Source organism: Psychrobacter sp. ASPA161_6 (assembly GCF_051970285.1).
GTDB classification, from domain to species: Bacteria; Pseudomonadota; Gammaproteobacteria; order Pseudomonadales; family Moraxellaceae; genus Psychrobacter; species Psychrobacter glaciei.
Map to the genome: position 1 here is coordinate 1 of NZ_JBEFNJ010000006.1, position 23,037 is coordinate 23,037.

The following is a 23,037-nucleotide window of genomic DNA, read 5'->3' on the forward strand; positions in this document are numbered from 1 at the left end:
GGAAATGTAGGTTTATTTTTATTTAGTTTGAACTTATATTCTAAGAGTGTAGAGTCAGTCATAGTGATTCATTAAATGTATTGAAGGAACTTTTACTAATGAATGATCATAATTTTAGATTTTTAGATCTAAGCGGTATAGATGTTTTCGATTACTACTATCCATATCATCTTGGAAGTCCGGGATGGATGTTTCGTTATATTATGAATAAAAACAAATATCAGTTTACTCTACCACAATTCCATCTATCCTATATTTTGAAATTTCTATATTACTTTGATGTCAAGCCACAATGTCAGGTTTTAGATAAGTACTTAGAAGGTGGTTTTATGTTTATCGATGACAAGATACTTGATGACTCATGGTTAGTTACTGACAGAGAGTTAATGATAGATAATCTTTCACACTTTACTAAAAGCAACCTCGACTATGTAATCTACAAAGCCGATACAAGTAAATTTGCACTTGCTAATCATGATTTATCAGCTGAGTTTTCCGAAGATATTCTACCTGTAGGTAACAATTTGATTTCATATTTAAAAGACAGTAGAAATTACGAACTGAACCTATTTTATATATAGATGGTCAGTCAACTTACTCTATACAGTTGATAGTTCTCTAATTCAGTTTTGATTTATCATATTTTCAAACCCTGACTCTACAGCTTCCCTACCTTTTTAAAGAAGTCTTTATAAGCCGTTATCTTTTTATCTAGTGCTAAAGGATAAGCACGCGAAGTAGAAGGCAATCGATATAGCGTTAGTTCATTTACTCTATTAGCTCTTAACACTGCCTCATCGTTTTGCCATTGATAGGGATAATCCATATTTTGATTGGTCTTAGGATATTTGGACTTAGCTGGTGGTTCGGCCAATAAGTTGAGCAATACCTCAGTCGCCTTACCGCCTGTGGTAAATAACGTATGAACCTTTGGCACTTGCGGCAAGATATTATCTAGGTCGACAGTGGTGACAACCGTTAAGTTTTTATCTGAGGCATTACCGGTTTCACGAATCGCTTGTTTTACTGTGGGGCAAGAAGCTATGCCACGCTCAAACATAAAGTCGCGGATACGCTCAGGATCAAAGCGCTTCTCATCCCCTACTCTAAAATAATCAATATCGTCAAAAAATACGCTGCCATAGATACGCCACATATCATTATAAAAGTTCGGATAGTGAAAACTCATTGCCCATTTATCGGCAGTCGGAGGAAAGGTGCCCATCATCATCACGGTGGCATCTGGCGGTAACACAGGAGCGAACGGATGGGTTTCTACTTCTACAGCCTTCGTTTTGGATAAGGCGCTAGCACTATTGGCATTATTCATTACATCTTCAGTGTTCGCTGGTTGATTGTTCATAAGATTCTTCATCAGAAAAGCAGTTTTTTTGGTATCATAGCAGGCCTAAACACTACTTCGTATTTAACCATGGCATATAGTCGGCTTAGATAGGGAAATGGTAATTTAATTGGCTTAAACCATCTTTGCTTTGATTGCGATTATGGAAACGTTAAGCTTATGATTACTGTGTTACCTATAGGGTTGAAGTGTAGTAAGTGTTTGTATCTTTTATACTAATAGCAAACGCAGTGACTGCGCAAGCATCAGACCAAAACCAAGAGAGTATTTATGAGCGACTTAAATAGCGGTTTAGAAATTACGGTAATCGATCATCCACTAGTCCGTCATAAACTCAGTTTAATGCGCGAAAAAGACTGTAGTACTTATAAGTTTCGTACGTTGACCAAAGAGCTTGCACGCTTGATGGCGTATGAAGCGAGCCGCGATTTTGAAATTGAAACGTTCCCAATGGAAGGCTGGTGTGGTGAAATCACTGGTGAGCAAATTATCGGTAAAACAGCAACGATTGTACCGATTTTACGCGCGGGTATTGGTATGCTTGATGGGGTGCTCGATTTGATTCCTACTGCTAAGATTTCTGTCGTCGGTTTACAGCGTGATGAAGAAACCTTACAGCCTGTGCCGTTCTTTGAAAAATTCGTCAGCCACATGGACAAACGCCCTGCCCTGATCATTGATCCAATGCTAGCCACTGGTGGCTCAATGGTTGCGACCATCGAGATGCTAAAGAAAAATGGCTGCACCAATATCAAAGCTTTGGTATTGGTTGCCGCACCTGAAGGCGTGCGTGTGGTCAATGAAGCACATCCTGACGTAACTATCTATACCGCTGCATTAGACAGTCATTTGGATGAGCACGGTTATATTATTCCAGGTCTTGGCGATGCGGGTGATAAGATATTTGGTAAACAGTTAGCTAACAAGTAACTATCTAAATAGTAACTGCCTAAATAGTAATTACCTAACAAGTAAGTAATTATCTAACCGTAATTGCAACAATTGTGATTAATGTAAGCAAATCAAAACATATACGCTAAGACAAACAATCGTCTTAAAAATCAGGATACAAACACTGCATCAATGATAAGGATAGATAATGAACGTATTGATTACAGGAGCAAGCGCCGGTTTTGGTAAAGCGCTGGCAGAGCGTCTGATCGCTAATGGTCATCGTGTGATTGGTTGTGCTAGACGCCTTGATAAGCTGAACGCTCTAGCAGAGACATTGGGCGAATCATTCTTACCTGTGGTGATGGATGTGAGCGATACGGCTTCTATTCCACAAATCATTGCTGAATTGCCGGATGGTTTTAAGCAAATCGATGTGCTCGTTAATAATGCGGGATTGGCACTCGGTACTGAGCCTGCACAAAGTAGTAGCCTTGATGACTGGATGCGTATGACTGATACCAATATAAAAGGTCTCATGGCGCTGACTCACGCGGTCTTGCCAGCGATGGTCGCGCGCGATAGCGGTTATATTATCAATGTTGGCTCGATTGCTGGCAGTTGGCCGTACTTTGGTGGGAACGTCTATGGCGCGACCAAAGCATTCGTCAAGCAATTCAGTCTAAATCTGCGCGCGGATTTAATCGGTACCCAAGTGCGCGTGACCAATCTCGAACCGGGTAATGTCGCAGGCACTGAGTTTTCAAACGTCCGCTATCATGGCGATGATGATAAAGCCGCCAAGGTTTATGATGGCTTTAAAACCATGACCGGCGATGACATTGGCGATATTTTATTATGGCTAATCGAATCACCGGCTCATATTAATGTCAATCGCTTGGAAGTGATGCCAGTTGCGCAAACTTATAACGGGCTGACGATTGCTAAGAAAGATTCTTAAACGTTGAGCCGAGCGTTTGGCTCATTAACGTAATTCATAATATCGAAGCAACATAGTCTCATCTATGTTGCTTCTTTTTTTGCTGATGACATTCTCTTCATTGACCAAGCGCAAATCCTGAAAATCTAAAACCAATACTTCATTGCGCGTGCGCTCACTAGTACGCCTATTATGACGTATGGGAAATCCCATCACTTGCCTGCCGACGACGGTTATCTGATTAACAACTGCTACTGAACGATTCATAGCAGATTTTTTATGGGCTTGCTGTGCGTTAAAGACTGCTGTGGCAGGATTCACAGTCGTGGTTAATAGCTTATCGAAACGAGCGATTTTGGGCATATCTCCTGCCAAAAACAACGTTTGCGTAAGCGGTAAATATTGAGCATGACGTATGAGCTCTCGGCGAAACAACGCTGGCATATCTGTATTAAAGCTGTCTTCTGTCTGCCGATAAAAAGCCATAAATTGACGCTGCAAATAACCGCCAAATACCGTAAAGTTAATCCACTGTTGATAAGTATCATTGGCCAGTAATTGCCTAGTGAAAGCATCGGAGAAAGCCTTGGCATCTGTCTTAATGTTACCCGTTAACATCGCTATCAATAAGCTGTGCGCATCATTAAATGTCTGCTGCTCCCAAACTTGTGGATAAAGGCTGCGATCCAGTAACGCTAGTGTCGGTGTGCTCATAAGCATCGCCCCCCTTATTCTTTTATTTCAAGTTTAGGATAATGGCTGTTAATCACAAGCGTCACTTACTGTCTATACATTTTATGCTATGGTCAGCTTAGCTGTGTTTGATTAGTACAAGTTTGATTAGTACAAGTTTTATTAGCACAAATTTTACTATAACAAGCTCTCATCGATAAGATAAAAATATTTTATGTTTTATGTTTTATGTTTTATGTTTTATGTTCAACATGCCCTAATTAATTACAATATATATGACGGAAATACGACGCTATGATGACCAATTTAATGACGTTGCCCAGTCGCTACCAGTCGCGTTATCAGTTGCAAACGCTGACGGTTACTGCTGCTGACGGTACGTCGCTGCCAGTTTCAGTCATTGGTCAAGGTCCGCCAGTGCTAATGCTGCATGCCTATGGGATGGATGCACGCGAGTTCTTGCCTTTTATTTTGGCATTGACGGGTAAATATACATTTTATTTGCCGCATCTGCGTGGTTTTGGCGCTGCAAAAGCTCTCACGATGGAACAGTTTGATTTTGTCCGTCAATATGCGGATGATGCCAACGCTGTGATTGAGAAAATTTGTGAATGGCGTCAAGTAGATGCTTTGCCAGTGGCGGCTATTTCGATGGGCGCGCAAGTCATGTGGTCTTATTTTGAGCGTTTTGGCGCATCAAGGGTTAGTCGCTATCTTAATATTGATCAAAATCCAGCGATTCATAATCAAGACGACTGGCAAGGGGGTCTATTTGGCACGCGGCAGCAAGAAGTGTTCGATATCTTTCAAGAAGTAATCGATCTGACCTTACCTTATGCGAATGCTAATAGCTTTGCCCATCTGCCTTTTGCGCTCAAGCGCCGTGCAACCGATGTCGAAAGGCTGTTTTCTTTGTTATCCGTCAATCGCACGCGTTCAAAAGCTTTTATACAAGCGATGACTCATAAAAACGACCACACACTCGCGCTTTACGACCATGACATTTGGCATCAAAAAATGCGCTGCTTGCAAGCCTATTTGGTCTTACCTTACGATTTTCGGGGTGCCATAGATAAAGTGACCATTCCTGTGGTTAATCTCATCGGTGGTCGCTCTAAACTTTATGACGCCAAATGGCAGCAGAAAGTGACCCACATGCTGCCTAACGCCACTGAAGTTATTTTGCCACGTGCAGGTCATGCCATTCCTTTGGATGAGCCGATTGGATTTTATAGAGTATTAAAAGAGTTTTTGCAAGGTCGCTAGCTCAGTGCAACTTACTGTGATGTCACAGAACCACTCTATAATCGACACTGTTACTGTACAACCCGTCATAGTAATCGTTCTATCCACCTTTTATACTAAAAACCTGACGTTAGCTGCGTAAGCGCATTAACGTTAAAATAAAATACTTTTTGATAATAATTCTAAAAGGAAAAACTTATGCCTTACGTTAACGTTGCACAGCAAGATGAACAATCTGTCGACCTATATTACGAAGTCCAAGGTACTGGCAAGCCTGTGGTATTAATCCATGGCTGGCCGCTGAGTGGACGCGCTTGGGAGGCACAACTTCCTGCACTGGTCGAAGCAGGCTATCAAGTGATTACCTATGATAGACGTGGCTTTGGTCAATCCTCTAAACCATGGAATGGCTATGATTATGATACCTTAGCGCAAGATCTAAAAGCCTTGATGGATGAGCTGTATTTGACAGATGCTACTATCGTTGGCTTCTCTATGGGTGGCGGTGAAGTCGCTCGCTATCTGGGCAACTTTGGTTCAGAGCGCATTAGCAAAGCGGTACTTGCCTCTGCCGTTCCGCCTTATCTGTTTAAAGCTGATGACAATCCTGATGGTGCGTTAGCAGAAGCAGATATCCAAGAATTCCTAGACGGCGTAAGCGGAGATCGTATCGCCTTCTTAAACGACTTTACCAAGAATTTCTTTACGCCAGCAGATGGTAAGCTATTAGTCAGCAAACCAATGCGTTTGTATAACCGCGATATCGCCTCGTTTGCTTCAGCGAAAGCGACTTATGATTGTGTCAAATCCTTTAGCTACACCGATTTCCGTGATGACCTAAAAAAATTCGATGTGCCAACCTTAGTCATTCATGGTGATGCCGATCAGATCGTCCCATTCGAGGCTAGCGGTCAACGCTCTCATGATATGATTACCGACAGTCAGTTGCATGTTGTCGAAGGTGGTCCACACGGTATTAATGTGACCCATGCTAAAGAATTTAATGACACATTGATTGCGTTTTTGAATAGCTAATTATTATTTAACAGACATAAAAAAGGCGACCTTAACGGGTCGCCTTTTATTTGGGCAGTGGATTTTAACGAAGTTGATTCATTAATCTGCTAATGATTTAATAAGCTCAAAGCGTGGTATTACTTTACCGTCAACTTCAACGGTCTCTGTAAACATCGCTAAAGGTCTTACCCATACGCCATATTCACCATACAAGCAGCGATAAACCACTAGCGATTCTTCGGTTTCAGAATGCTGAGCGGTATGCAACACTTGGTAAAGGCTGCCTTTATAATGGCGGTAGATACCTTGGGGGACAGTGGCTTGATTTTGTTGGGACATAAACAGCTCATTCATATTAATAATTAAAGGATTAATAAACGCTTTGTAATTTCCCTGCTAGCTTGGGCTTTATCTGTGACCATTCAGAAATGACCATACTATACATGACTGTATCTGAAATGATGCCATCACGGCATACACGATTGCCTCGAATCACGCCATCTTTTTTAGCACCCAAGCGCTCAATGGCTTGTTGTGAGCGATGATTGTCAATATCTGTACGCCAGCCTACGGTTTGATACTTCAAGGTTTCAAATATATAGGTTAGCAGCATGAGCTTACAAGTCGTATTAACATGCGTTCGCCAATACGATTTAGCATACCAAGTATAGCCAATCTCTAAGCGTTTGCTGGTTGGTAAAATATCATGAAAACTCGTTGTACCAATCGCTTTACCATTTGATTCATCAATAACGACAAATGCTTGTCTATCAGGCATGGAATCTGCGGTATTGATATAGTCGATGACCTTGTCTGGCTCAGGTACCGACGTCTCGTTTATGTTCCATAGCTCACCATCTTGGCAAGCCTCCATTAAGTCAGTTACATGACTGAGCGTCAGTGGCTTAAGGGTAATACCCTTACTTGATAACGTCGGTAAATCTAGCATTTATTTTTCCTTAAGCCACTATGAGTTTAGGCAGTAGTCACTTAAGCAACAGCTACTTAGGCAACTGTCACTTTCGCATAAGCCTTTTTACCCGCCTGAATAACAGCAGTCTGACCAGACGTTAAACTAAAACTACCATCAACCACATCGCCATCTACTTTTACTGCACCGCGTTTTACCATGTCTTTAGCAGATGAACTGTTTTTCGCAAGCCCAGATTGGTTTAGTACTTGAGTGATAAACAGTGCATCCTGACCTTCTAGATCTACCGTTACTTCTGGCAAATCGATTGGTAATTCACCATCAGCCAACACATTGCCTGCTGATTTGTGCGCATTGGCAGCGGCATCAGCATCATGGAAACGCTCGATTAACTCTTCGGCTAGAATACGTTTGATTTCTTGTGGATTGCGACCGTTTTCCATTTCTGCCAATAAACCTTCGACTTCATCCATCGGTTTAAAGCTTAAAAATTCAAAATAGCGGCGGATTAACGTATCTGGCATAGATAAGATTTTTTGGTACATTGTGCCCGGCGCATCATAAATGGCCACGTAGTTGTTTAAAGACTTAGACATTTTATTAACGCCATCTAACCCTTCCAAAATTGGTACGGTGATACATACTTGTTGCTCTTGACCATAACGGCCTTGCAACGTGCGCCCCATCAATAGGTTAAAGGTCTGATCGGTACCGCCAAGCTCAACATCGGCTTTTAGCGCGATAGAGTCATAGCCTTGCACGAGCGGATATAAAAACTCATGGATAGAGATTGGCGTTTGCGAAGCATAGCGCTTAGAGAAATCATCACGCTCAAGCATACGCGAAACGGTTTGCTGACTGGCAAGCTGAATCATATCAGCGGCGCTCATATCATTGAACCATTCAGAGTTAAAGACCACACGGGTTTTTTCTTTGTCCAAAATTTTAAATACTTGCTCAGCATAGGTCGTGGCATTGGCTTTGATTTGCTCATCAGTCAATGGCGGACGCGTGCTGTTTTTGCCAGAAGGATCACCAATTTTGGCCGTATAGTCACCGATTAAGAAATAAATCTCATGACCCAAATCTTGAAAATGCTTGAGCTTATTGATTAGCACGGTATGACCTAAATGCAGGTCAGGTGCGGTGGGATCAAAGCCCGCCTTGATACGCAATGGACGGTTTAGCTTAAGCTTCGCCACTAAATCCTCTTCAGATAGGATTTCTTGTGTTCCGCGTTGGATAAGAGCAAGTTGTTCTTCTAGGGTGTAAGTTTGCGTGGTCATGATGATCTCTTTATTGTCTTTATTAAGGGTTAAACGTTTGAGCGATTTAGAATCTCGTCGCTGTCAAAAGATGTTAGAATTTGACGGATATACTAGCGTTTTTTAAGGTAAATTGCCATGACCAACCCCGCATCGACTGCTGATACTCGTCCAGATTTAGAGATGGACAGTGATTTGGATAATAGCTTGGAAAATATTGACGATTTAAATTATGCCACACTTACTGAGGCACTTGAGCAAACTGTGTTTGAAAACTTCGATGATGGCTTATATATCGGCATGATGTCGGGCACCAGTTTGGACGGTATGGATGCCGTTCTTTGTCAATTCGGTACAGATACTGGTAATGAAGACGAGGCTCAGCAGCCCATGCGCTTGTTAGCTTCTTATAGCCAAGACTTCCCACCGCGACTGCGTGAAATATTATTGGCATTATGTCAGCCCAATGGCGTTCAGACATTGACACCCACGGCTGATGAACCAAACAGCGAGCTGGACTGGTTCGGCTGGGCAAGCCGCGAGTATGGTGAGTTTGCAAGCGAGGTGGTCAATACTTTATTAACACAAGCCGATACTGATGTAGAGTTGGTTTTAGCCGTTGGCTGTCATGGACAGACTGTGCGCCATCGTCCGCAGATGGGGTTTAGCTTGCAGTTGCTCGATGCCAATATCATCGCTGAACGTACAGGTATCAGTGTGGTTAGCGATTTCAGGCGGCGTGATATGGCCGTTGGTGGTCAAGGTGCGCCATTGGTTCCAGCCTTTCACCAAGCGCTGTTTGCCACGCCTGACAGTACTCGCGTGTTATTGAACTTAGGCGGTATTGCTAATATTACTGTCTTGCCAGCGACTGCTAATAACTCATCAAATCAACCAGATGATGTCCTAGGTAATGTTGTAGGTAATGTCGTTGGCTATGGCGTTGTAGGTTATGACACTGGCCCTGCCAATTTACTATTGGATGCATGGACAGCGTTACATACGGATAAAGATTATGATGCTGGTGGTGCATGGGCGCAGTCTGGTCAAGTCATTAAGCCGTTACTCAACCAACTGTTGGAACATCCATTTTTTGCAAAACCTTATCCCAAAAGTACGGGCCGCGAAGACTTTAACTTAGCATGGCTACAAGACGAGCTGCAAAAATTCGAACAGGCATCTGCGGTCATTCGTTATTCATCAGCAGATGTACAGGCCACGCTCACTGAACTGACAGCCATCAGTGCGAGTGCGCAAATTAATAAGTTTATCGATGCTAACGAAAATACTTCGGTATACGTCTGCGGTGGTGGTGCCTTAAATGACTACTTGATGACGCGTTTGCAGGCATATCTCCCTCATTGCACGGTAGAAACCACTGCGAGCTTAGGATTAGATCCAACATGGGTAGAAGCTGTTGCTTTTGCATGGCTAGCGAGACAGACATTGATGGGTGAAACAGGTAATTTGCCAGCAGTGACAGGTGCAAGTAAAAACGTGGTGCTGGGTCAAGTGTGCTTTGCCTAGTCCATTAATTTTAGTTTACATACGTGCACCTATGTGTTTTATAATGACTTCCGAAATAACATCCTCTTAGGACCGTAAGTACAGGATATATCGCATGAGCCAACACAGCAATTCAACCACCTCACAAGCCGATCAGGTTAGCGCAACCTCGGCGCACAAACCGCGCCATAAACCACCTCACTACGAGCGCTCTGATGAGTTGCGCGTGGTGATCACTGGCATGGGTGCCATTACACCACTGGGCCTAGACGTTGATAGCTCGTGGAAGAAACTGCTCAATGGCGAGAGTGGTATCGCACCGATTACCCATTTTGATGCTGCCGAATATCGTGCAAAAATCGCGGGTGTGGTCAAAGACTTTGATGCCAAGCAATACATGAATGCCAAAGACGCACGTCGCTATGATGAATTTATTCATTATGGTATCGCTGCCTCTAGCATGGCACTACAGAACGCGGGCTTTATCGACCAAATAAGCGCGGCTGATGCACCTGTACAAGGTGTTGACCAAGAACGTTTTGGTATTATTTTAGGCTCAGGGATTGGTGGTATTCAAACCATTGAAAACAGCCGTGATACCCTGCGTGAAAAAGGCGCGCTGAAAGTCTCACCGTTTATTATTCCAGGCTCTATTATAAATATGGCGGCTGGATTGGTGGCGATTAAGCACACCTTAAAAGGCCCCAACCTCGCAACATCGACTGCCTGTACAACAGCCACTCACGCGATCGGACTTGCAGCACGCCTGATTGCTTATGGTGATGCCGATGTGATGCTGGCCGGTGGTAGTGAAAAAGGCTCAAGCCCGCTTGGCATATCAGGGTTTGGTGCTATGCATGCACTCTCAACCCGTAATGATGAACCAACCAAAGCCTCGCGTCCATTTGATAAAGCCCGCGATGGTTTTGTACTCGGTGATGGCTCTGGTATGGTCGTGCTCGAAAGTTTGGCTCATGCCAAGGCACGCGGCGCGACCATACTGGCTGAATTGGTGGGTTTCGGTATGAGTGATGATGCAGGTCACATTACTGCACCACCAGAAGATGGCAATGGTGCCGCACGCGCAATGAGAAATGCCTTGCACGATGCTGGTATTGAGCCATCGAGTGTTGGTTATGTTAATGCTCATGGTACCAGCACGCCTGCTGGTGATGTCGCTGAATCAATCGCCATTGAAACCGTATTCGCCCCAGTAAAAGACAGTATTCTAGTCAGCTCAACCAAGTCAATGACTGGTCACTTGCTGGGTGCCGCTGGTGGTGTCGAAGCCATATTTACAGTGCTTTCCTTACAGCATCAACACGTACCACCAACCATTAACTTGGATAATGTGGAAGACAACTGTAACCTCGATTATGTCGCTAATCAATCACGTAAAGTCGAAAATCTACAGTACGCTGTCTCGAATAGCTTTGGCTTTGGTGGCACCAATGGCTCATTAGTCTTTGCACGTTGGCCTAGCAATGAGTAGAGCATAAAAGCATACAACACGCGTTGTTGTAACCTTGGTGTCAGATTTGCTACGTTTGTCCACTTGCAGCCCCTTATCGTACTTGCGTATGATAAGGGGTAATTTTTGGAACATTTATGGAAGATACCATGTCAAGCTACTCATTTTCCCATCAGTTTTATCAGCGCTGGACGTGTGCGCCTGAGCCTATACGCGCAGCAATCACCCAAGAACTAAAAGATATCACCACTTTACTGCAAAGCGATACACCCTTTGAGAGCTTTGAATTTCAAACCCATGATTTAGATGCTCATATCGATGAGCTCTATGAAAACCACGAAGCCGAGCAAGCGATTGCCAAAGCGATCACGGAAAAACAAGAACAAGCACGCGCCACTGCTGAAAAAGAACGTCTCGAAGAAGAACAAAAAATAAAAGCAGCAGCGGATGCCAAACTCCAAGAAGAAGCTAAATTAAAAGAAGAGGCCAAACTGCGCGAAGAAGCAGAAGCCGCGCAAAAAGAACAAGAAAAGAATGCAATACTAGCCGTTGATAAGCGCAATGATGACAAGTCAGTAACAGCGATCGAGACAAATATTGCGGACAAAGCAAACGTTAATAGTAGTGCCACTGATAACTCTGAAAAAAATAATACCCAAAGTGTGGCTACTGAAAACCCTACGGCGAACCATAAAACCATCAGCGAACATGCAAACGCTGCTGAAGATAATACAGTCAATAATAATAGCAGCGTTAAAAATGATAACGCTATTAAAGCCATTAATGATACAGCCAGTACTGCCATCAAGTTGGCATTAAAAGATGCAAAATTGAGCGCAACGCATCAAGAGTTAATCCGCGAGTTGGAAATGCAGATTGATGACTACCTAAGCGATCAGATGATGCTCATGTCTGAAAACCTAAAATCTTGGCTACGTGCAGAGGTCACTCAGCATTTAAGTGAGCAGGATAAATTAGAGATTAGTAAAAAGTCATAAGAAAACTAAATGCTACTGTTTAGAAAAAAAATCCCCGTAAAATTTACGGGGATTTTTTTATTTCAAATGCGCAGATATAGGCTCTTACTTTAGATAGCCTGAGTACGCTCGGTCAGCCACTCAAGTGCTGCGCCATCGACACGGTCTTTTAGCTCCGCATAAACTTGGCTGTGATAGTCGTTCAGCCAATCAATCTCTACTTGATTCAACAATGACGACTCAATCAAACGCGTATCTATCGGGCAGTAAGTAACGGTTTCAAAGTTTAAGAATTTACCAAACTCTGTCTCGGTAGGGCTTGGCACACGTGTATTAACCATTAGGTTTTCTATGCGAATACCCCATTTCCCTTCACGGTACAGACCTGGCTCATTACTTGAAATCATACCTTCTTTCATCGCACGCTCTTTTGGCGTACTGGCACTATAAGCAATGACTTGTGGGCCTTCATGGACGTTTAAGAAGTAACCAACCCCATGACCGGTACCATGACCATAGTCCATCTGTGCTTGCCATAAAGGCGCACGGCAAATGGCATCAATCAATGGTGAAGCGATACCATCAGGGAAATGCGCTTTTGCCAATGCAATATGGGCTTTGAGCACGGTGGTAAAGTCACTTTTATGCTCAGAGCTTACTTGTCCGATACCGACCACACGAGTGATATCAGTCGTGCCGTTTTGATATTGCGCGCCTGAATCAATCAGTAGTAGCCCGCCCTCGCCCTCGGCCACATCAAGGTAGCTGAATTTTTCTGGTGTTGCACGATAATGTGGCAACGCGCCGTTTTCATTAAAACCTGCAATCGTTGGAAAGCTTGGTGATACATAGTGGGGCTGCTGACTACGTACGTCGATTAGCATGCTATCAACATCTAGCTCACTTAAACGCTCGCCGTTTGCTAGGCGCTGCTCAAATGTCGCAAAAAACTCAGCTAAGGCAGCACCATCCTGACGCATGGCTTCACGCACATGATCGATATCAGCATCAGCTTTAACAGATTTAAGTAACGTACTTGGTGCCATCTGCTCAATAAAGCCAACATCGTCTGCCATCTTCGATAGCGTACCGACTGCAACCTTACTTGGATCTAATAACAATAAATCTTCTGGCGTAAGCGTACTCAATGCTTGTTGTACCGCCTCATAATCAGCAATCGTAATGCCGCTATCTTTTAGGGCGGTTGCGATATCAGAACTGACTTTATTGTTATCGACAAACAATGTCGCGTCGTTTTCACTGATGAGCATGTGTGATAAAAACACAGGATTATAGTCAACATCCGCACCACGTAAGTTGGTCAACCATGCGATGTCATCTAAACTTGAAAGTAAATGATGCGTCGCTCCTGCCTCTGTCATACCTGCACGCACAGCGGCAAGTTTTGAGGTGGCAGACTGAGCAAGAAACTGTTCATCGTGAGCATATAACTTGGCGGCTGGCAGCGCTGGACGATCTGTCCAAATCTCTGTCAATACATCGCGCTCAGTGATCAAAGTAATGTCATTGACATCAAATGCATTTAGCAGTCGATCCTGCTCAGCGATAGACAACACATTGCCATCGACTGCCACACTATCACCTTCTTGTAAATGATCTGCTAGCCAATCGATATGATTCGGCTGACCTGGAGCCAGCTTCTCTAAAGTAATACCCGTGCCTTCTAACTGATCGGCGGCGTGTACCCAATAGCGACTATCCGTCCACAGACCAGCAAAGTCAGCAGTCACGACGAGCGTACCGACCGAACCTGTGAATCCTGACAGCCACAAGCGTGCTTGCCAATATTCAGGCAAGTACTCAGATAAATGCGGGTCAGCAGAGGGGACGATAATCGCAGTGAGATCCTGCGTCGCTAGGCTTTTACGTAAGCTGTCAATACGGTCATGAATGGTTTGTTTATTCATTTGATGTGTCCTTATTAGAGGTAGAACAATTGATTTTGGAGAAATTAGATTTAAAAAAAACACTACTGTGAGGCGACTATGGATAGCCGTCTTATTTGGGTGATTAGAATGGTTTCATGTATCAGTTACATATAGAAACAACTGGTTTAATAGAATAATAAAAACGTGCTGCCGATAATGGTAACACGTCTTGTCATACGTCACTTGTGCTGTTGTTATTCACAAATGTACATCAGCTTATTTTATGATTTGGCCAGTTGTTTTTCACGCTCGCTATCTTTGAGCATTTTATTGATAGGTTTTGCTAATACCAATAACAATACAGCGGTAGCCACCAAAAAGATCGTCATGGTGGTAAACAAACCCGGTAACCCTTCAATTTTGTCAGCAGATACATGACCACCAAAGAAAGCGGCAACCAAGTTACCCATGGCGATAGAGGCAAAGAAAAGTCCCATCATTTGGCCTTGCATACCCTCTGGCGCTAATTTAGTCATGGCAGACAAACCCACTGGGCTAAGTGCTAATTCACCCAATGTTAATAGTAATAAACTACCCACCAGCCATAGTGGCGACGCTAAGCCAGCACCAGGCGCTAAAATGCTCTTAGAGGCAAAAATCATCAATGCAAAACCTGCTGCCGCAAGTAACATACCAAGCGCAAACTTAGCCATACTGCTCGGCTCAAGACCTCGGTTAGCCAGCTTAACCCAGATAATACTGACGATTGGCGCTAAGATAAGAATAAATAAAGGGTTCAATGACTGAAACCAAATACTTGGCACCTCAAATCCTAAGACATTAAGGTCAGTATAGCGATCAGCAAATAAGTTAAAAGACGTTGGCTGCTGCTCAAAACTTGACCAGAATAACGTTGAACCAATAATCAAGATAAAGCAGATCAATAGACGTAACTTATCCGTCTTATCTAAACGCGGTGAGATAAACATAATAGCAAAGTACAGTATCACCACGGCTGCAATGATATAAGTCATATACTGCGCGACCATCTCAGGATTGAACGGCATAATACCCGTAGACACCAAAACAATAACCGCAACCAACAATGCTAAAAACCCTGCAACCCAGCGACCGATATTTTTATAACGACCGTTGGCATTTTCCCATTCAGCACTGATGCCTTTGGCCTTTGCGTAGCGTGTTAGATTTTTTTGCGCCGCAAATCGGTAGATAAGTAACGACACCAGCATCCCAAGACCACCGACACCAAAGCCCACATGCCACATGCCTTTTTCTTTAAAGATCCCGACGATAAGCGCCGCTAGTAGCGCACCAATATTGATGCCCATATAGAACAAGGTAAAGCCACCATCACGGCGTACATCACCCTTGGTATATAGAGCGCCAACCATCACTGAAATACAGGTCTTAAATAACCCTGAACCCAACACAATGCACATCAGACCGACAAAAAACAGCGTCATGCCAAATAACGCAGAGAGCGCAATGCACAAATGACCAAGCGCAATAATAATACTGCCCCACCAAAGAGCGCGCTCTTGCCCCAACCAGTTATCTGCTAGCCAACCGCCTGGTACTGCCGCTAAATACAATGAACCAGCAAAAATACCATAGATAGCAGATGCAGTGACCTCATCAAAACCAAAGCCACCACTGCCTACCGTTGCTACCATAAACAGGACTAATAAAGGACGGATACTATAATAAGAAAAACGTTCCCACATTTCCGTAAAAAATAGCGAGCGTAATGGCTTGGGATGCCCCATAAAGCCGTTGTCTAGCGCTTCCAATTCAGCCGCACTAGCCCCTGATTGTGTTTCTATGCCCATAACTTTATTCCTTTAAAGATCATATTAGTAATGACCAAACCCCCAATTACTTAGATGAACGGTCATTATAGGCGGAATATTGTTTCACTTGGTTATGGCCAAGTAAAGAAAAAGTTGGCTATAAATTACACAAATACCCATAAAAAAACTCGTTCTCATCAGATGAGAACGAGTTTTTCTTTTGAGTCTTGACAGCAGTACTATCCTATTGATATCACTGCCGATAAAGACGCCATAATGCCACTCATTTTAGCGTAGAGTGTCACTATTTAGCGATTCAAATGACCATGTTACAGACTACTGTGCTGCTGCCGTATCATCAGCGGCATTGCCCGCATCTAGATCACCATCTGCTTGTTCAGCTGTCAAATCAGCATCAGCAACTGCCGCTTGACTTACTGTGCCAGAGGCGGTCGCTGTACCTGCTTCCGCAGTGACGACCGCACTATCCGCATCTGTCGCTGGTGTTACGGTTGCATCTGCTGCTGCAGGTGCGGTCCCTTCTTCTGCGGTTACGGCGTCTGCCTCAGCTGGCGCGGCATCTTCAGCAGCCACAGTTTCTGCTTCATTAGCAGCGGCTGAGCTTTCTGTCGTGTCAGCCGTAATATGCTCTCCTGCTGGACGCAAGAATGCTGAGACACCAATGAGTAATACAATCGCTAAAAATAAGCCAACGCCGCCTAAAGCATACAACAGCTCTTTTTTTGGATTGTTGTTGACGATATCTTCTGACATACCTTATCTACCTTGCACAGAATATTTGAAATATTTGGCTATTATATCGCAATTTATGCCCATTTGTTAAAACCCTTAACTATTTAAAGGGTTTATTATCGAAAAATTGCGAAACTTAGCATGTATCATTCTAATTAATTAGCTGATCGAACGGCCTCGAGGAGTCTCACGCTTGCCAAGATAGCTCAATAATAACAAAAGCGCAATAATGAGCAAAATCGGATAATTGCCAAAGCGCATAAATGGTGTGTTACCTACCCGTGCCTGAACATCACCGCGTAATACGGTACGTTCAAACTGCGGTGCACGCTCGACGATACGACCCTTATGATCAATGATAGCCGTCACGCCAGTGTTGGTCGCCCGCATAAACCAGCGACCGTTTTCAAGCGCGCGCATTTGTACCATTTGTAGATGTTGCAGTGGACCTGCCGACGTGCCAAACCATGCATCGTTTGAGATAGTTAATAAAAAGTCAGTCCCAATCGCGTTTTTACGCGTGGTATCAGGATAGGCAACTTCATAGCAGATGGCTGCACCCAAATTATGCCCACGTACACGTAATGGTGACTGCTGATCACTACCACGGCTATAGCTCATGATGTCTTGGCTACCAGCTAAGTTAGGCAGGATATCGAGCAGGCCTTCAAATGGAATATATTCACCGAATGGCACGAGGCGTTGCTTCTTATACAATCCTTCTGCCTGTGCACCCAATGCAACCACGCTATTATAAAATGGTGGATATTTATCTGTACTGGCATCAAACGCCGCTTCATCCTTATAAGGGATGCCTGTGACCCATGTGGTATCAGTCTCTTTGGCCATTTTTACCATTTCGTTGATAAAGCCAACGGCTTCGGTCTGAAACATTGGAATCGAGGATTCAGGCCATAAAACAATGTCACGCCCCCACTCGGTACGCGTCAAGGTTGCATAGATTTTTAAGGTTTCTACTTGATATTCGGTCAGCCATTTTAGGTCTTGCGGAATATTGCCTTGGATCAGCGATACCGATAAATCAGGCGTGCCCTTCGGTTTTGTCCATTGCGGATTAATCAGCCACAATGAGACGCTCACCACGAGTAATGCGGCAGTCACAACCATATAACCACCACGGCGACGCAAGAGCTCAACGGTACTTGCAGCCAACAGGATGGCGACGAAAGAAACCGCGAAAACACCAGCAACAGGTGCTAATGATGATAGCCAATACTGCTCGGTAAAGGCGTAGCCTACGAACAGCCATGGAAAACCGGTAAATAACCATGTTTTCATCCATTCTTGCAACACCCAAAGCGCCGCAAAAGCCAAGGGCTGCTTGCCAACCATGCGATTAAAAACCAACGCCAAAAGTCCGTGGAACAAGCCCATACCAAGACCCATCAAAGCAATCATAATCAGCGCCAGCCATGCGGGCGTCGCACCATAGACATGGATAGAGGTATACAGCCAAAATGCACCCACGCACCACAATCCCGTACCGTACGCTTGACCAATAATAAAGGCACGGCGGCCTGTCATCTCAGGCATCAATAGCGCGTATAAGATAGCGGGCGATACCAGTGCTACTGGCCAAATACCATAAGGCGCGAGCGCAAAGATAAAGATTGCCCCTGCCAACCAAGCAATTAATATGGTCAGCCCCATAGGCAAACCCTTCGGTTTTTCGGGGTTCAGACGTTTTTGCAAATCAACAGTAGACAGACGCATAGCAGTTATCCAAAACCATATTATCTAAAATGTTACATGTTTAGTATTCAGTCGATATTTAACTTGAAGCTGGCTCAATGGTTATAAACGCTCTATCTTTTCAATAGTATTTTCTTATAATCGTCTTATAAGCACCATCGTCTTATAAAGATAGTCAAAATACCCCAAAAACACGACGATACTGCTGATATCAATTTTTTGTAGCCTCTGGCTGCGTAGGCACAGCAAGCAAGAAAAATTGATATCAGCAGGGCGTCATACATCGATATTACTTTTCACTGACTATGTAAGATTGGTATAAATACAGCGTCTAAAAATCAAACCCGCCCATGATACCAGTCTGCGTCAATCAATGGGTAAATTTGCGTAGTAAAAAAAATGACTGCTAAAAGTGGCTGATAAAAGTAGCTACTAAAAGTGACTATTAAAAGTGAATGACAGACAGCAAAAAACACGATCGCAATCGTGTTTTTATAAAAATTATCAGTGCGTTATAAAACTTATGAATGGCACGTATGACAATAACGTCAAAAATACATTAGTGACTGCCTATCAATAGGTGCTGCTCAGGATTCGTTTTGGTCAGTTCTAGGTTTTGAATAAAACGACCTTCCACATCGGTAATGGTAATTTGCCAATCGTCTATCATTACGCTCTCGCCTTCTAGGTCACCTACATAACCCAGCGCCTGCATGACCAGACCACCCATGGTATCGACATCGGTATCATCAAAACGACTGCCAAGCTCATCATTGCAGTCTTCAATGACTGTCGATGCTTGCACGCGCCAAGTATTTGGTTTGTCGGGATCAGCGATGATATTATTTATATCACTGTCTTCATCGAAGTCGTCATGCTCATCAACGATATCACCGACGATTTCTTCCAACAAATCTTCCATGGTGACCACACCGCCGAAGTTGCCAAATTCATCGACCACAATCGCCATATGTACTTGGGTACGCTGTAGTGAGCGCAACAAGGTATCAGAACGCGCAGTCTCACTAATATAAAGCGGCTGACGTACCAAATCTTTTAGACGTTTGCTATCGATTTTATCTTCTTGGTCACGCACCATATGGACGAGAATAGGAATCAAATCCTTGGCCAATAAGATACCAATGACCGCATCATCATCTTGACTGTCAAAGACGGGATAGCGCGAATGAGTGGTTTCAAGGATGATATCCATCACTTCAGCAAGGCTGGTGCTCTCGTGGATACCAATCACTTGCGGGCGCGGGGTCATGATCTCGCGCACTTGTGTCGCAGGCAGATCGAGCACGCCCTCTAGCATGTCCACAGTATCAGGCTCTAAGAACTGGCGCGAATCCTGTACCAAACGAATCAGTTCATCACGGGTTTCGGGGGCGGTCGATAGCCAGCGTTTTAAGCCGCGCATCGACCAACTACTCGGGCTGGGAGTGTCGTCAGACATGGTGGTGTGATTTAACCTCTTTAGTTAATGGTAATTAATATCGTAAAAATGTAGATGGGGATTAAAGTACTAAATAAAACCAGTCGTTTATGATTAATAAATACATAGACCAGTTTAAATTAGCTTCACTTTATCGCAAGGCTCAAAGACATTCAACGACAAATTCACTCAAATTGTACTGTCAGTGTGTTATAAACTTTGCTATGGTCAAAGCCTTTACTCATCAAAAAAAATCCTATGTCGCTACGTTCCTTTTTTTCTCGCTTACTCTCGATTGGTTCGCATAGCTCTGCGGCAAACAGTCGTCTTGCAAATCATGACTTAGAGAATGCATCATCAGACAGTAAGCAGCCAAAACATAAGTGGCGACATCGTCTTATGCGGTTTTTTATCGCCGTCACACTGCTGCTATCAGCAGTCTGGTTACTATTGGCGATTTGGTATCAGTTTGGCGCACGCTCAGCTATAACGTGGCTGGCAACTATCGTTATTGTTGGCGTGCTTAGCGCTTTGTTTTTTATGCGTTATTGGAAAATTGATGCTAAGCAAGCACCTCAGAATATAACGGCGGACAGACAAGCTAGCGGCAAAAAAACCACGACTCAGAAAACAAAGGTCAAATGGCTAATCGGACTATACGCGGCGATTTGGTGCCTAGGTGTTGGTTGGTTTATGTCTATCGAGCCCCAGCAACAACGCGACTGGATGCCAGAAGTCAGTCAAAAAATCACTTATGAGCGTGATCCAAACAATCCCGATTTGATTACGCTCACCAATGTCCGCAACTTTGATTGGCATACCGAAGACGACGCGACGGCACGCTGGGAGACGCGGACGATTGATATGTCAAAATTGTCTGGCGTCGATGTGGCGAATTCTTATTGGATGGGGCCACTGATTGCCCATACTTTGGTGAGCTTTCGTTTTGAAGATGATAGACCGCTCGCTTTCTCGTTTGAGATTCGCAAAGAACAAGGCGAGTCTTTTTCGGCGCTCGCAGGATTTTTTAGACGTTATGAGCTGAGCCTGATTGCGGCCGAAGAGCGCGATATTATCTATACACGGACGAATAAACGCGGTGAGCAAGTTTATCTATTGCCGGTTAGCCATTTGCAGCAACGCGAGGTCAAGTCATTATTTGAGTCTTATCTAACCGCTGCTGATGAGCTAAATGCTCAGCCTGCGTGGTACAACACCTTGACCAGTAACTGTACCAATATTATTTTTTATATGGCGCGGCTGGTCAGTGGTGATCGTCTGCCATGGGATTACCGAATTTGGGTCTCAGGCTGGCTGCCGAACTATCTCTATGACGTCGGCATGCTCGATACCAACTCCCAATTAAATGAACAACAGCAAGGCAAGCAAAACTGGTCGATGGACACTTGGTACGAGCGCACCCATATTAATCCAAAAGTTCGTGGGTTTGACAATCAATCTAATCTAGAATCAGGTATTAACAGTCGCGAATTTTCTACGCAAATTCGCCAAGGCATTCCCATTCCGCCCTTGGCTGATTCGCAAGCAAGCGCTGAGGCACAAGCCCAATCTGCGGCTCAAGCGTCTAACTAATTATAGATTAAGGCTTAACCCACGTTACCACGCGCGTCTCCATCTCTTCATCAGACATACCAATTTCAGAGACGCAGCGACCTGCCACGCCCACATTGACAGCGCGCATTTTCTGCTGAGTCTCTACTGCATTTTGGGTCAGTAATAAATGCCAGCTTGGCAAGTTTTGTCCTTTATACAAGCGCTTATAAGCACAGTGCGATGGTAGCCACATCATCTGCGGTAAGTTGTCCATGGTCAATTGAATACAATCTGGCACGTGCTCTTGCCGTGTCGCATAGTGACCACAGTATCCCGTCGCACAGTCCATCAGCTGACAAGTGACATCGGTATATTCGACTAGCTCTTCGTCCACATCGCCATTCTCATCTTCGTCGATGTATTTGATTAAACAGCAACTGCCACAGCCATCACACAACGCTTCCCATTCGCTATGGTTCAACTCATCCAGCTTAAAGCGTTCCCAAAACTGTGGGCGCAATGTTTCAGACGCTTCATTTAATTCGCTGTCAGAAAACAGGCTCACGATTGGGTCTGATTTCAGCGGCTGAACAGCATCAGCGTTTAAATTGGCAGCAGATTGATTTAACAAGTTAATAGTCATAGCATTGTAGTCGATTTTTTATAAAGAGACATTTTGATAAAGAGCGTTACACTATTATAGCTGTTTTTGCTGATTATGGGCGTTAAGGTAGTACAAGTTAGAAAAACGAACTATTACAATGACAAATAAATAAAACTCACAACATAAAAAAGGACAATAATATGTCAATTAAGACTTTCGAATTAATCAGTACAACCGAAAATGATATTGAGCTTATCAGCTATGTGGCGCTACCAGAAAATGCATCAGACGATACGGCAGTGCCAGGTATTTTAGTGGCACCAGAATGGTGGGGCGTGGTCGAACATCCAAAATCAGTGGTCGAACGCTTGGCAGCAGCAGGTTATGCAGCAGTCGCTATGGATGTCTATGGCGAAGGCAAACTAACCACAGATGCAGCCCAAGCCAACATGTGGATGGAACAAGTATTAGAAGATCAAGATATGCTAATGGCGCGCTGCCGCTTGATTCTCAATGATTTCAGTGATCAGTTGGCAGTCGATGGCGATAATTTAGCGGCAATCGGTTACTGCTTCGGTGGTAAAGTCGTTCTCGATATGGCGCGTGATGGTATGCCACTAAAAGCAGTGGCAACCTTCCATGGCAACCCATCAGCGAAACAGCCAGCAGACAAAAACTTTAAAGCCAAAGTATTAGTCGCTCATGGTCGTGATGACTCGATGGTATCAATGGAGGCAATCGAAGGTCTAAAATCAGAGCTAGATGCAGCAGACGTTGACTACACTATCGATGTCTATGACAATGCTAAGCACGGATTTACCAACCCACATGCCGATGAGCGCGCTGCTAAAAATGAAGTAGATCTTGGCTATAACGAAGCCGCTGCCAAGCAAAGCTGGGAAAACATGCTTGAGTTTATGAAAGCCAATTTAGCATAAGAAATATTTTGGTATAAAGATCATTAAAAAGGGCAGCT

General features: G+C 44.0%; 21 protein-coding genes. 10 read left to right on the top strand and 11 right to left on the bottom strand.

The window, feature by feature from the left end:
- The first annotated feature begins 98 nt into the window (after positions 1-98).
- A complete protein-coding gene (locus tag ACTQ9T_RS13475; protein ID WP_413191222.1) occupies positions 99-581 on the top strand; it encodes a hypothetical protein in 483 nt (160 codons plus the stop codon).
- Positions 582-658: 77 nt separating this feature from the next.
- On the opposite strand, the gene ACTQ9T_RS13480 is transcribed toward ACTQ9T_RS13475, so the two are convergent.
- Entirely contained in the window at positions 659-1,363 is a 705-nt protein-coding gene (locus ACTQ9T_RS13480; protein WP_440465378.1) for a DNA glycosylase, read from the bottom strand.
- 270 nt (positions 1,364-1,633) lie between these two features.
- Between ACTQ9T_RS13480 and upp the strand changes: the two genes are divergently transcribed.
- Both upp and ACTQ9T_RS13490 read left to right on the top strand, forming a co-directional pair.
- Positions 1,634-2,293 carry a uracil phosphoribosyltransferase gene (gene upp / locus ACTQ9T_RS13485; protein ID WP_189586156.1) on the top strand — a complete coding sequence of 220 codons (660 nt, stop codon included), beginning with the start codon at positions 1,634-1,636 and terminating at the stop codon, positions 2,291-2,293.
- A gap of 169 nt (positions 2,294-2,462) precedes the next feature.
- Complete coding sequence (locus tag ACTQ9T_RS13490; protein WP_440465379.1) at positions 2,463-3,215, top strand: SDR family NAD(P)-dependent oxidoreductase; 753 nt, start codon at positions 2,463-2,465, stop codon at positions 3,213-3,215.
- 24 nt (positions 3,216-3,239) lie between these two features.
- Here ACTQ9T_RS13490 and ACTQ9T_RS13495 read toward each other — a convergent pair whose 3' ends face one another.
- Positions 3,240-3,908 carry a hypothetical protein gene (locus ACTQ9T_RS13495; protein WP_440465380.1) on the bottom strand — a complete coding sequence of 223 codons (669 nt, stop codon included), beginning with the start codon at positions 3,906-3,908 and terminating at the stop codon, positions 3,240-3,242.
- 273 nt (positions 3,909-4,181) lie between these two features.
- On the opposite strand from ACTQ9T_RS13495, the gene ACTQ9T_RS13500 reads away from it, so the two are divergent.
- Positions 4,182-5,153, top strand: coding sequence for an alpha/beta fold hydrolase (locus tag ACTQ9T_RS13500; RefSeq protein WP_440465381.1), 972 nt, complete (start codon positions 4,182-4,184; stop codon positions 5,151-5,153).
- Positions 5,154-5,330: 177 nt separating this feature from the next.
- Positions 5,331-6,167: an alpha/beta fold hydrolase gene (locus tag ACTQ9T_RS13505; RefSeq protein WP_440465382.1), complete on the top strand. Its 837-nt coding sequence runs from the start codon at positions 5,331-5,333 to the stop codon at positions 6,165-6,167.
- 81 nt (positions 6,168-6,248) lie between these two features.
- Here the strand turns inward: ACTQ9T_RS13505 and ACTQ9T_RS13510 are convergent, their stop codons facing one another.
- The 3 genes from ACTQ9T_RS13510 to tyrS are packed head-to-tail and all read right to left on the bottom strand — an operon-like array spanning position 6,249 to position 8,366.
- A complete protein-coding gene (locus ACTQ9T_RS13510) occupies positions 6,249-6,488 on the bottom strand; it encodes a DUF1653 domain-containing protein (protein ID WP_440465383.1) in 240 nt (79 codons plus the stop codon).
- A gap of 31 nt (positions 6,489-6,519) precedes the next feature.
- Positions 6,520-7,098, bottom strand: a complete 579-nt coding sequence (locus ACTQ9T_RS13515) for a GNAT family N-acetyltransferase (protein WP_440465384.1) — start codon at positions 7,096-7,098, stop codon at positions 6,520-6,522.
- Between the two features lie 56 nt (positions 7,099-7,154).
- On the bottom strand, positions 7,155-8,366 hold the full coding sequence (gene tyrS / locus ACTQ9T_RS13520) for a tyrosine--tRNA ligase (protein ID WP_440465385.1): 1,212 nt from the start codon (positions 8,364-8,366) through the stop codon (positions 7,155-7,157).
- Positions 8,367-8,483: 117 nt separating this feature from the next.
- Between tyrS and ACTQ9T_RS13525 the strand changes: the two genes are divergently transcribed.
- The 3 genes from ACTQ9T_RS13525 (at position 8,484) to ACTQ9T_RS13535 (ending at position 12,320) form a co-directional block, all read left to right on the top strand.
- A complete protein-coding gene (locus ACTQ9T_RS13525) occupies positions 8,484-9,872 on the top strand; it encodes an anhydro-N-acetylmuramic acid kinase (RefSeq protein ID WP_440465386.1) in 1,389 nt (462 codons plus the stop codon).
- A gap of 94 nt (positions 9,873-9,966) precedes the next feature.
- Positions 9,967-11,343, top strand: coding sequence for a beta-ketoacyl-ACP synthase II (gene fabF, locus ACTQ9T_RS13530; protein ID WP_440465387.1), 1,377 nt, complete (start codon positions 9,967-9,969; stop codon positions 11,341-11,343).
- 116 nt (positions 11,344-11,459) lie between these two features.
- Positions 11,460-12,320, top strand: a complete 861-nt coding sequence (locus tag ACTQ9T_RS13535) for a hypothetical protein (protein WP_352310691.1) — start codon at positions 11,460-11,462, stop codon at positions 12,318-12,320.
- 89 nt (positions 12,321-12,409) lie between these two features.
- On the opposite strand, the gene ACTQ9T_RS13540 is transcribed toward ACTQ9T_RS13535, so the two are convergent.
- From ACTQ9T_RS13540 to ACTQ9T_RS13560, 5 genes are all read right to left on the bottom strand, one after another.
- On the bottom strand, positions 12,410-14,227 hold the full coding sequence (locus tag ACTQ9T_RS13540; protein WP_440465388.1) for an aminopeptidase P family protein: 1,818 nt from the start codon (positions 14,225-14,227) through the stop codon (positions 12,410-12,412).
- Between the two features lie 242 nt (positions 14,228-14,469).
- Positions 14,470-16,038, bottom strand: a complete 1,569-nt coding sequence (locus ACTQ9T_RS13545) for a peptide MFS transporter (RefSeq protein WP_440465389.1) — start codon at positions 16,036-16,038, stop codon at positions 14,470-14,472.
- Between the two features lie 297 nt (positions 16,039-16,335).
- Positions 16,336-16,773, bottom strand: a complete 438-nt coding sequence (locus tag ACTQ9T_RS13550; protein WP_440465390.1) for a hypothetical protein — start codon at positions 16,771-16,773, stop codon at positions 16,336-16,338.
- Between the two features lie 138 nt (positions 16,774-16,911).
- Entirely contained in the window at positions 16,912-18,486 is a 1,575-nt protein-coding gene (gene lnt, locus ACTQ9T_RS13555) for an apolipoprotein N-acyltransferase (RefSeq protein ID WP_440465391.1), read from the bottom strand.
- A gap of 538 nt (positions 18,487-19,024) precedes the next feature.
- Complete coding sequence (locus tag ACTQ9T_RS13560; protein WP_189586115.1) at positions 19,025-19,924, bottom strand: CBS domain-containing protein; 900 nt, start codon at positions 19,922-19,924, stop codon at positions 19,025-19,027.
- Positions 19,925-20,161: 237 nt separating this feature from the next.
- Here ACTQ9T_RS13560 and ACTQ9T_RS13565 point away from each other — a divergent pair, with 237 nt between their 5' ends.
- Entirely contained in the window at positions 20,162-21,496 is a 1,335-nt protein-coding gene (locus tag ACTQ9T_RS13565; RefSeq protein ID WP_440465392.1) for an Lnb N-terminal periplasmic domain-containing protein, read from the top strand.
- A 7-nt stretch (positions 21,497-21,503) separates the two neighbouring features.
- On the opposite strand, the gene ACTQ9T_RS13570 is transcribed toward ACTQ9T_RS13565, so the two are convergent.
- Complete coding sequence (locus tag ACTQ9T_RS13570; protein ID WP_440465393.1) at positions 21,504-22,100, bottom strand: YcgN family cysteine cluster protein; 597 nt, start codon at positions 22,098-22,100, stop codon at positions 21,504-21,506.
- 161 nt (positions 22,101-22,261) lie between these two features.
- Here ACTQ9T_RS13570 and ACTQ9T_RS13575 point away from each other — a divergent pair, with 161 nt between their 5' ends.
- The gene (locus ACTQ9T_RS13575; RefSeq protein ID WP_440465394.1) at positions 22,262-22,999 is read left to right on the top strand and encodes a dienelactone hydrolase family protein; all 738 of its coding nucleotides are present in this window, start codon (positions 22,262-22,264) and stop codon (positions 22,997-22,999) included.
- The last annotated feature ends 38 nt before the right edge of the window (positions 23,000-23,037 follow it).

Bases quoted from the DNA above. Each gene is read 5' to 3' on its own strand.
- tyrS (WP_440465385.1), bottom strand. From the start codon at position 8,366: ATGACCACGCAAACTTACACCCTAGAAGAACAACTTGCTCTTATCCAA.
- ACTQ9T_RS13505 (WP_440465382.1), top strand. From the start codon at position 5,331: ATGCCTTACGTTAACGTTGCACAGCAAGATGAACAATCTGTCGACCTA.
- ACTQ9T_RS13500 (WP_440465381.1), top strand. From the start codon at position 4,182: ATGATGACCAATTTAATGACGTTGCCCAGTCGCTACCAGTCGCGTTAT.
- ACTQ9T_RS13495 (WP_440465380.1), bottom strand. From the start codon at position 3,908: ATGAGCACACCGACACTAGCGTTACTGGATCGCAGCCTTTATCCACAA.
- fabF (WP_440465387.1), top strand. From the start codon at position 9,967: ATGAGCCAACACAGCAATTCAACCACCTCACAAGCCGATCAGGTTAGC.
- ACTQ9T_RS13510 (WP_440465383.1), bottom strand. From the start codon at position 6,488: ATGTCCCAACAAAATCAAGCCACTGTCCCCCAAGGTATCTACCGCCAT.
- ACTQ9T_RS13540 (WP_440465388.1), bottom strand. From the start codon at position 14,227: ATGAATAAACAAACCATTCATGACCGTATTGACAGCTTACGTAAAAGC.
- upp (WP_189586156.1), top strand. From the start codon at position 1,634: ATGAGCGACTTAAATAGCGGTTTAGAAATTACGGTAATCGATCATCCA.
- ACTQ9T_RS13550 (WP_440465390.1), bottom strand. From the start codon at position 16,773: ATGTCAGAAGATATCGTCAACAACAATCCAAAAAAAGAGCTGTTGTAT.
- ACTQ9T_RS13475 (WP_413191222.1), top strand. From the start codon at position 99: ATGAATGATCATAATTTTAGATTTTTAGATCTAAGCGGTATAGATGTT.
- lnt (WP_440465391.1), bottom strand. From the start codon at position 18,486: ATGCGTCTGTCTACTGTTGATTTGCAAAAACGTCTGAACCCCGAAAAA.
- ACTQ9T_RS13575 (WP_440465394.1), top strand. From the start codon at position 22,262: ATGTCAATTAAGACTTTCGAATTAATCAGTACAACCGAAAATGATATT.
- ACTQ9T_RS13545 (WP_440465389.1), bottom strand. From the start codon at position 16,038: ATGGGCATAGAAACACAATCAGGGGCTAGTGCGGCTGAATTGGAAGCG.
- ACTQ9T_RS13480 (WP_440465378.1), bottom strand. From the start codon at position 1,363: ATGAACAATCAACCAGCGAACACTGAAGATGTAATGAATAATGCCAAT.
- ACTQ9T_RS13515 (WP_440465384.1), bottom strand. From the start codon at position 7,098: ATGCTAGATTTACCGACGTTATCAAGTAAGGGTATTACCCTTAAGCCA.
- ACTQ9T_RS13535 (WP_352310691.1), top strand. From the start codon at position 11,460: ATGGAAGATACCATGTCAAGCTACTCATTTTCCCATCAGTTTTATCAG.
- ACTQ9T_RS13560 (WP_189586115.1), bottom strand. From the start codon at position 19,924: ATGTCTGACGACACTCCCAGCCCGAGTAGTTGGTCGATGCGCGGCTTA.
- ACTQ9T_RS13565 (WP_440465392.1), top strand. From the start codon at position 20,162: ATGTCGCTACGTTCCTTTTTTTCTCGCTTACTCTCGATTGGTTCGCAT.
- ACTQ9T_RS13525 (WP_440465386.1), top strand. From the start codon at position 8,484: ATGACCAACCCCGCATCGACTGCTGATACTCGTCCAGATTTAGAGATG.
- ACTQ9T_RS13490 (WP_440465379.1), top strand. From the start codon at position 2,463: ATGAACGTATTGATTACAGGAGCAAGCGCCGGTTTTGGTAAAGCGCTG.
- ACTQ9T_RS13570 (WP_440465393.1), bottom strand. From the start codon at position 22,100: ATGACTATTAACTTGTTAAATCAATCTGCTGCCAATTTAAACGCTGAT.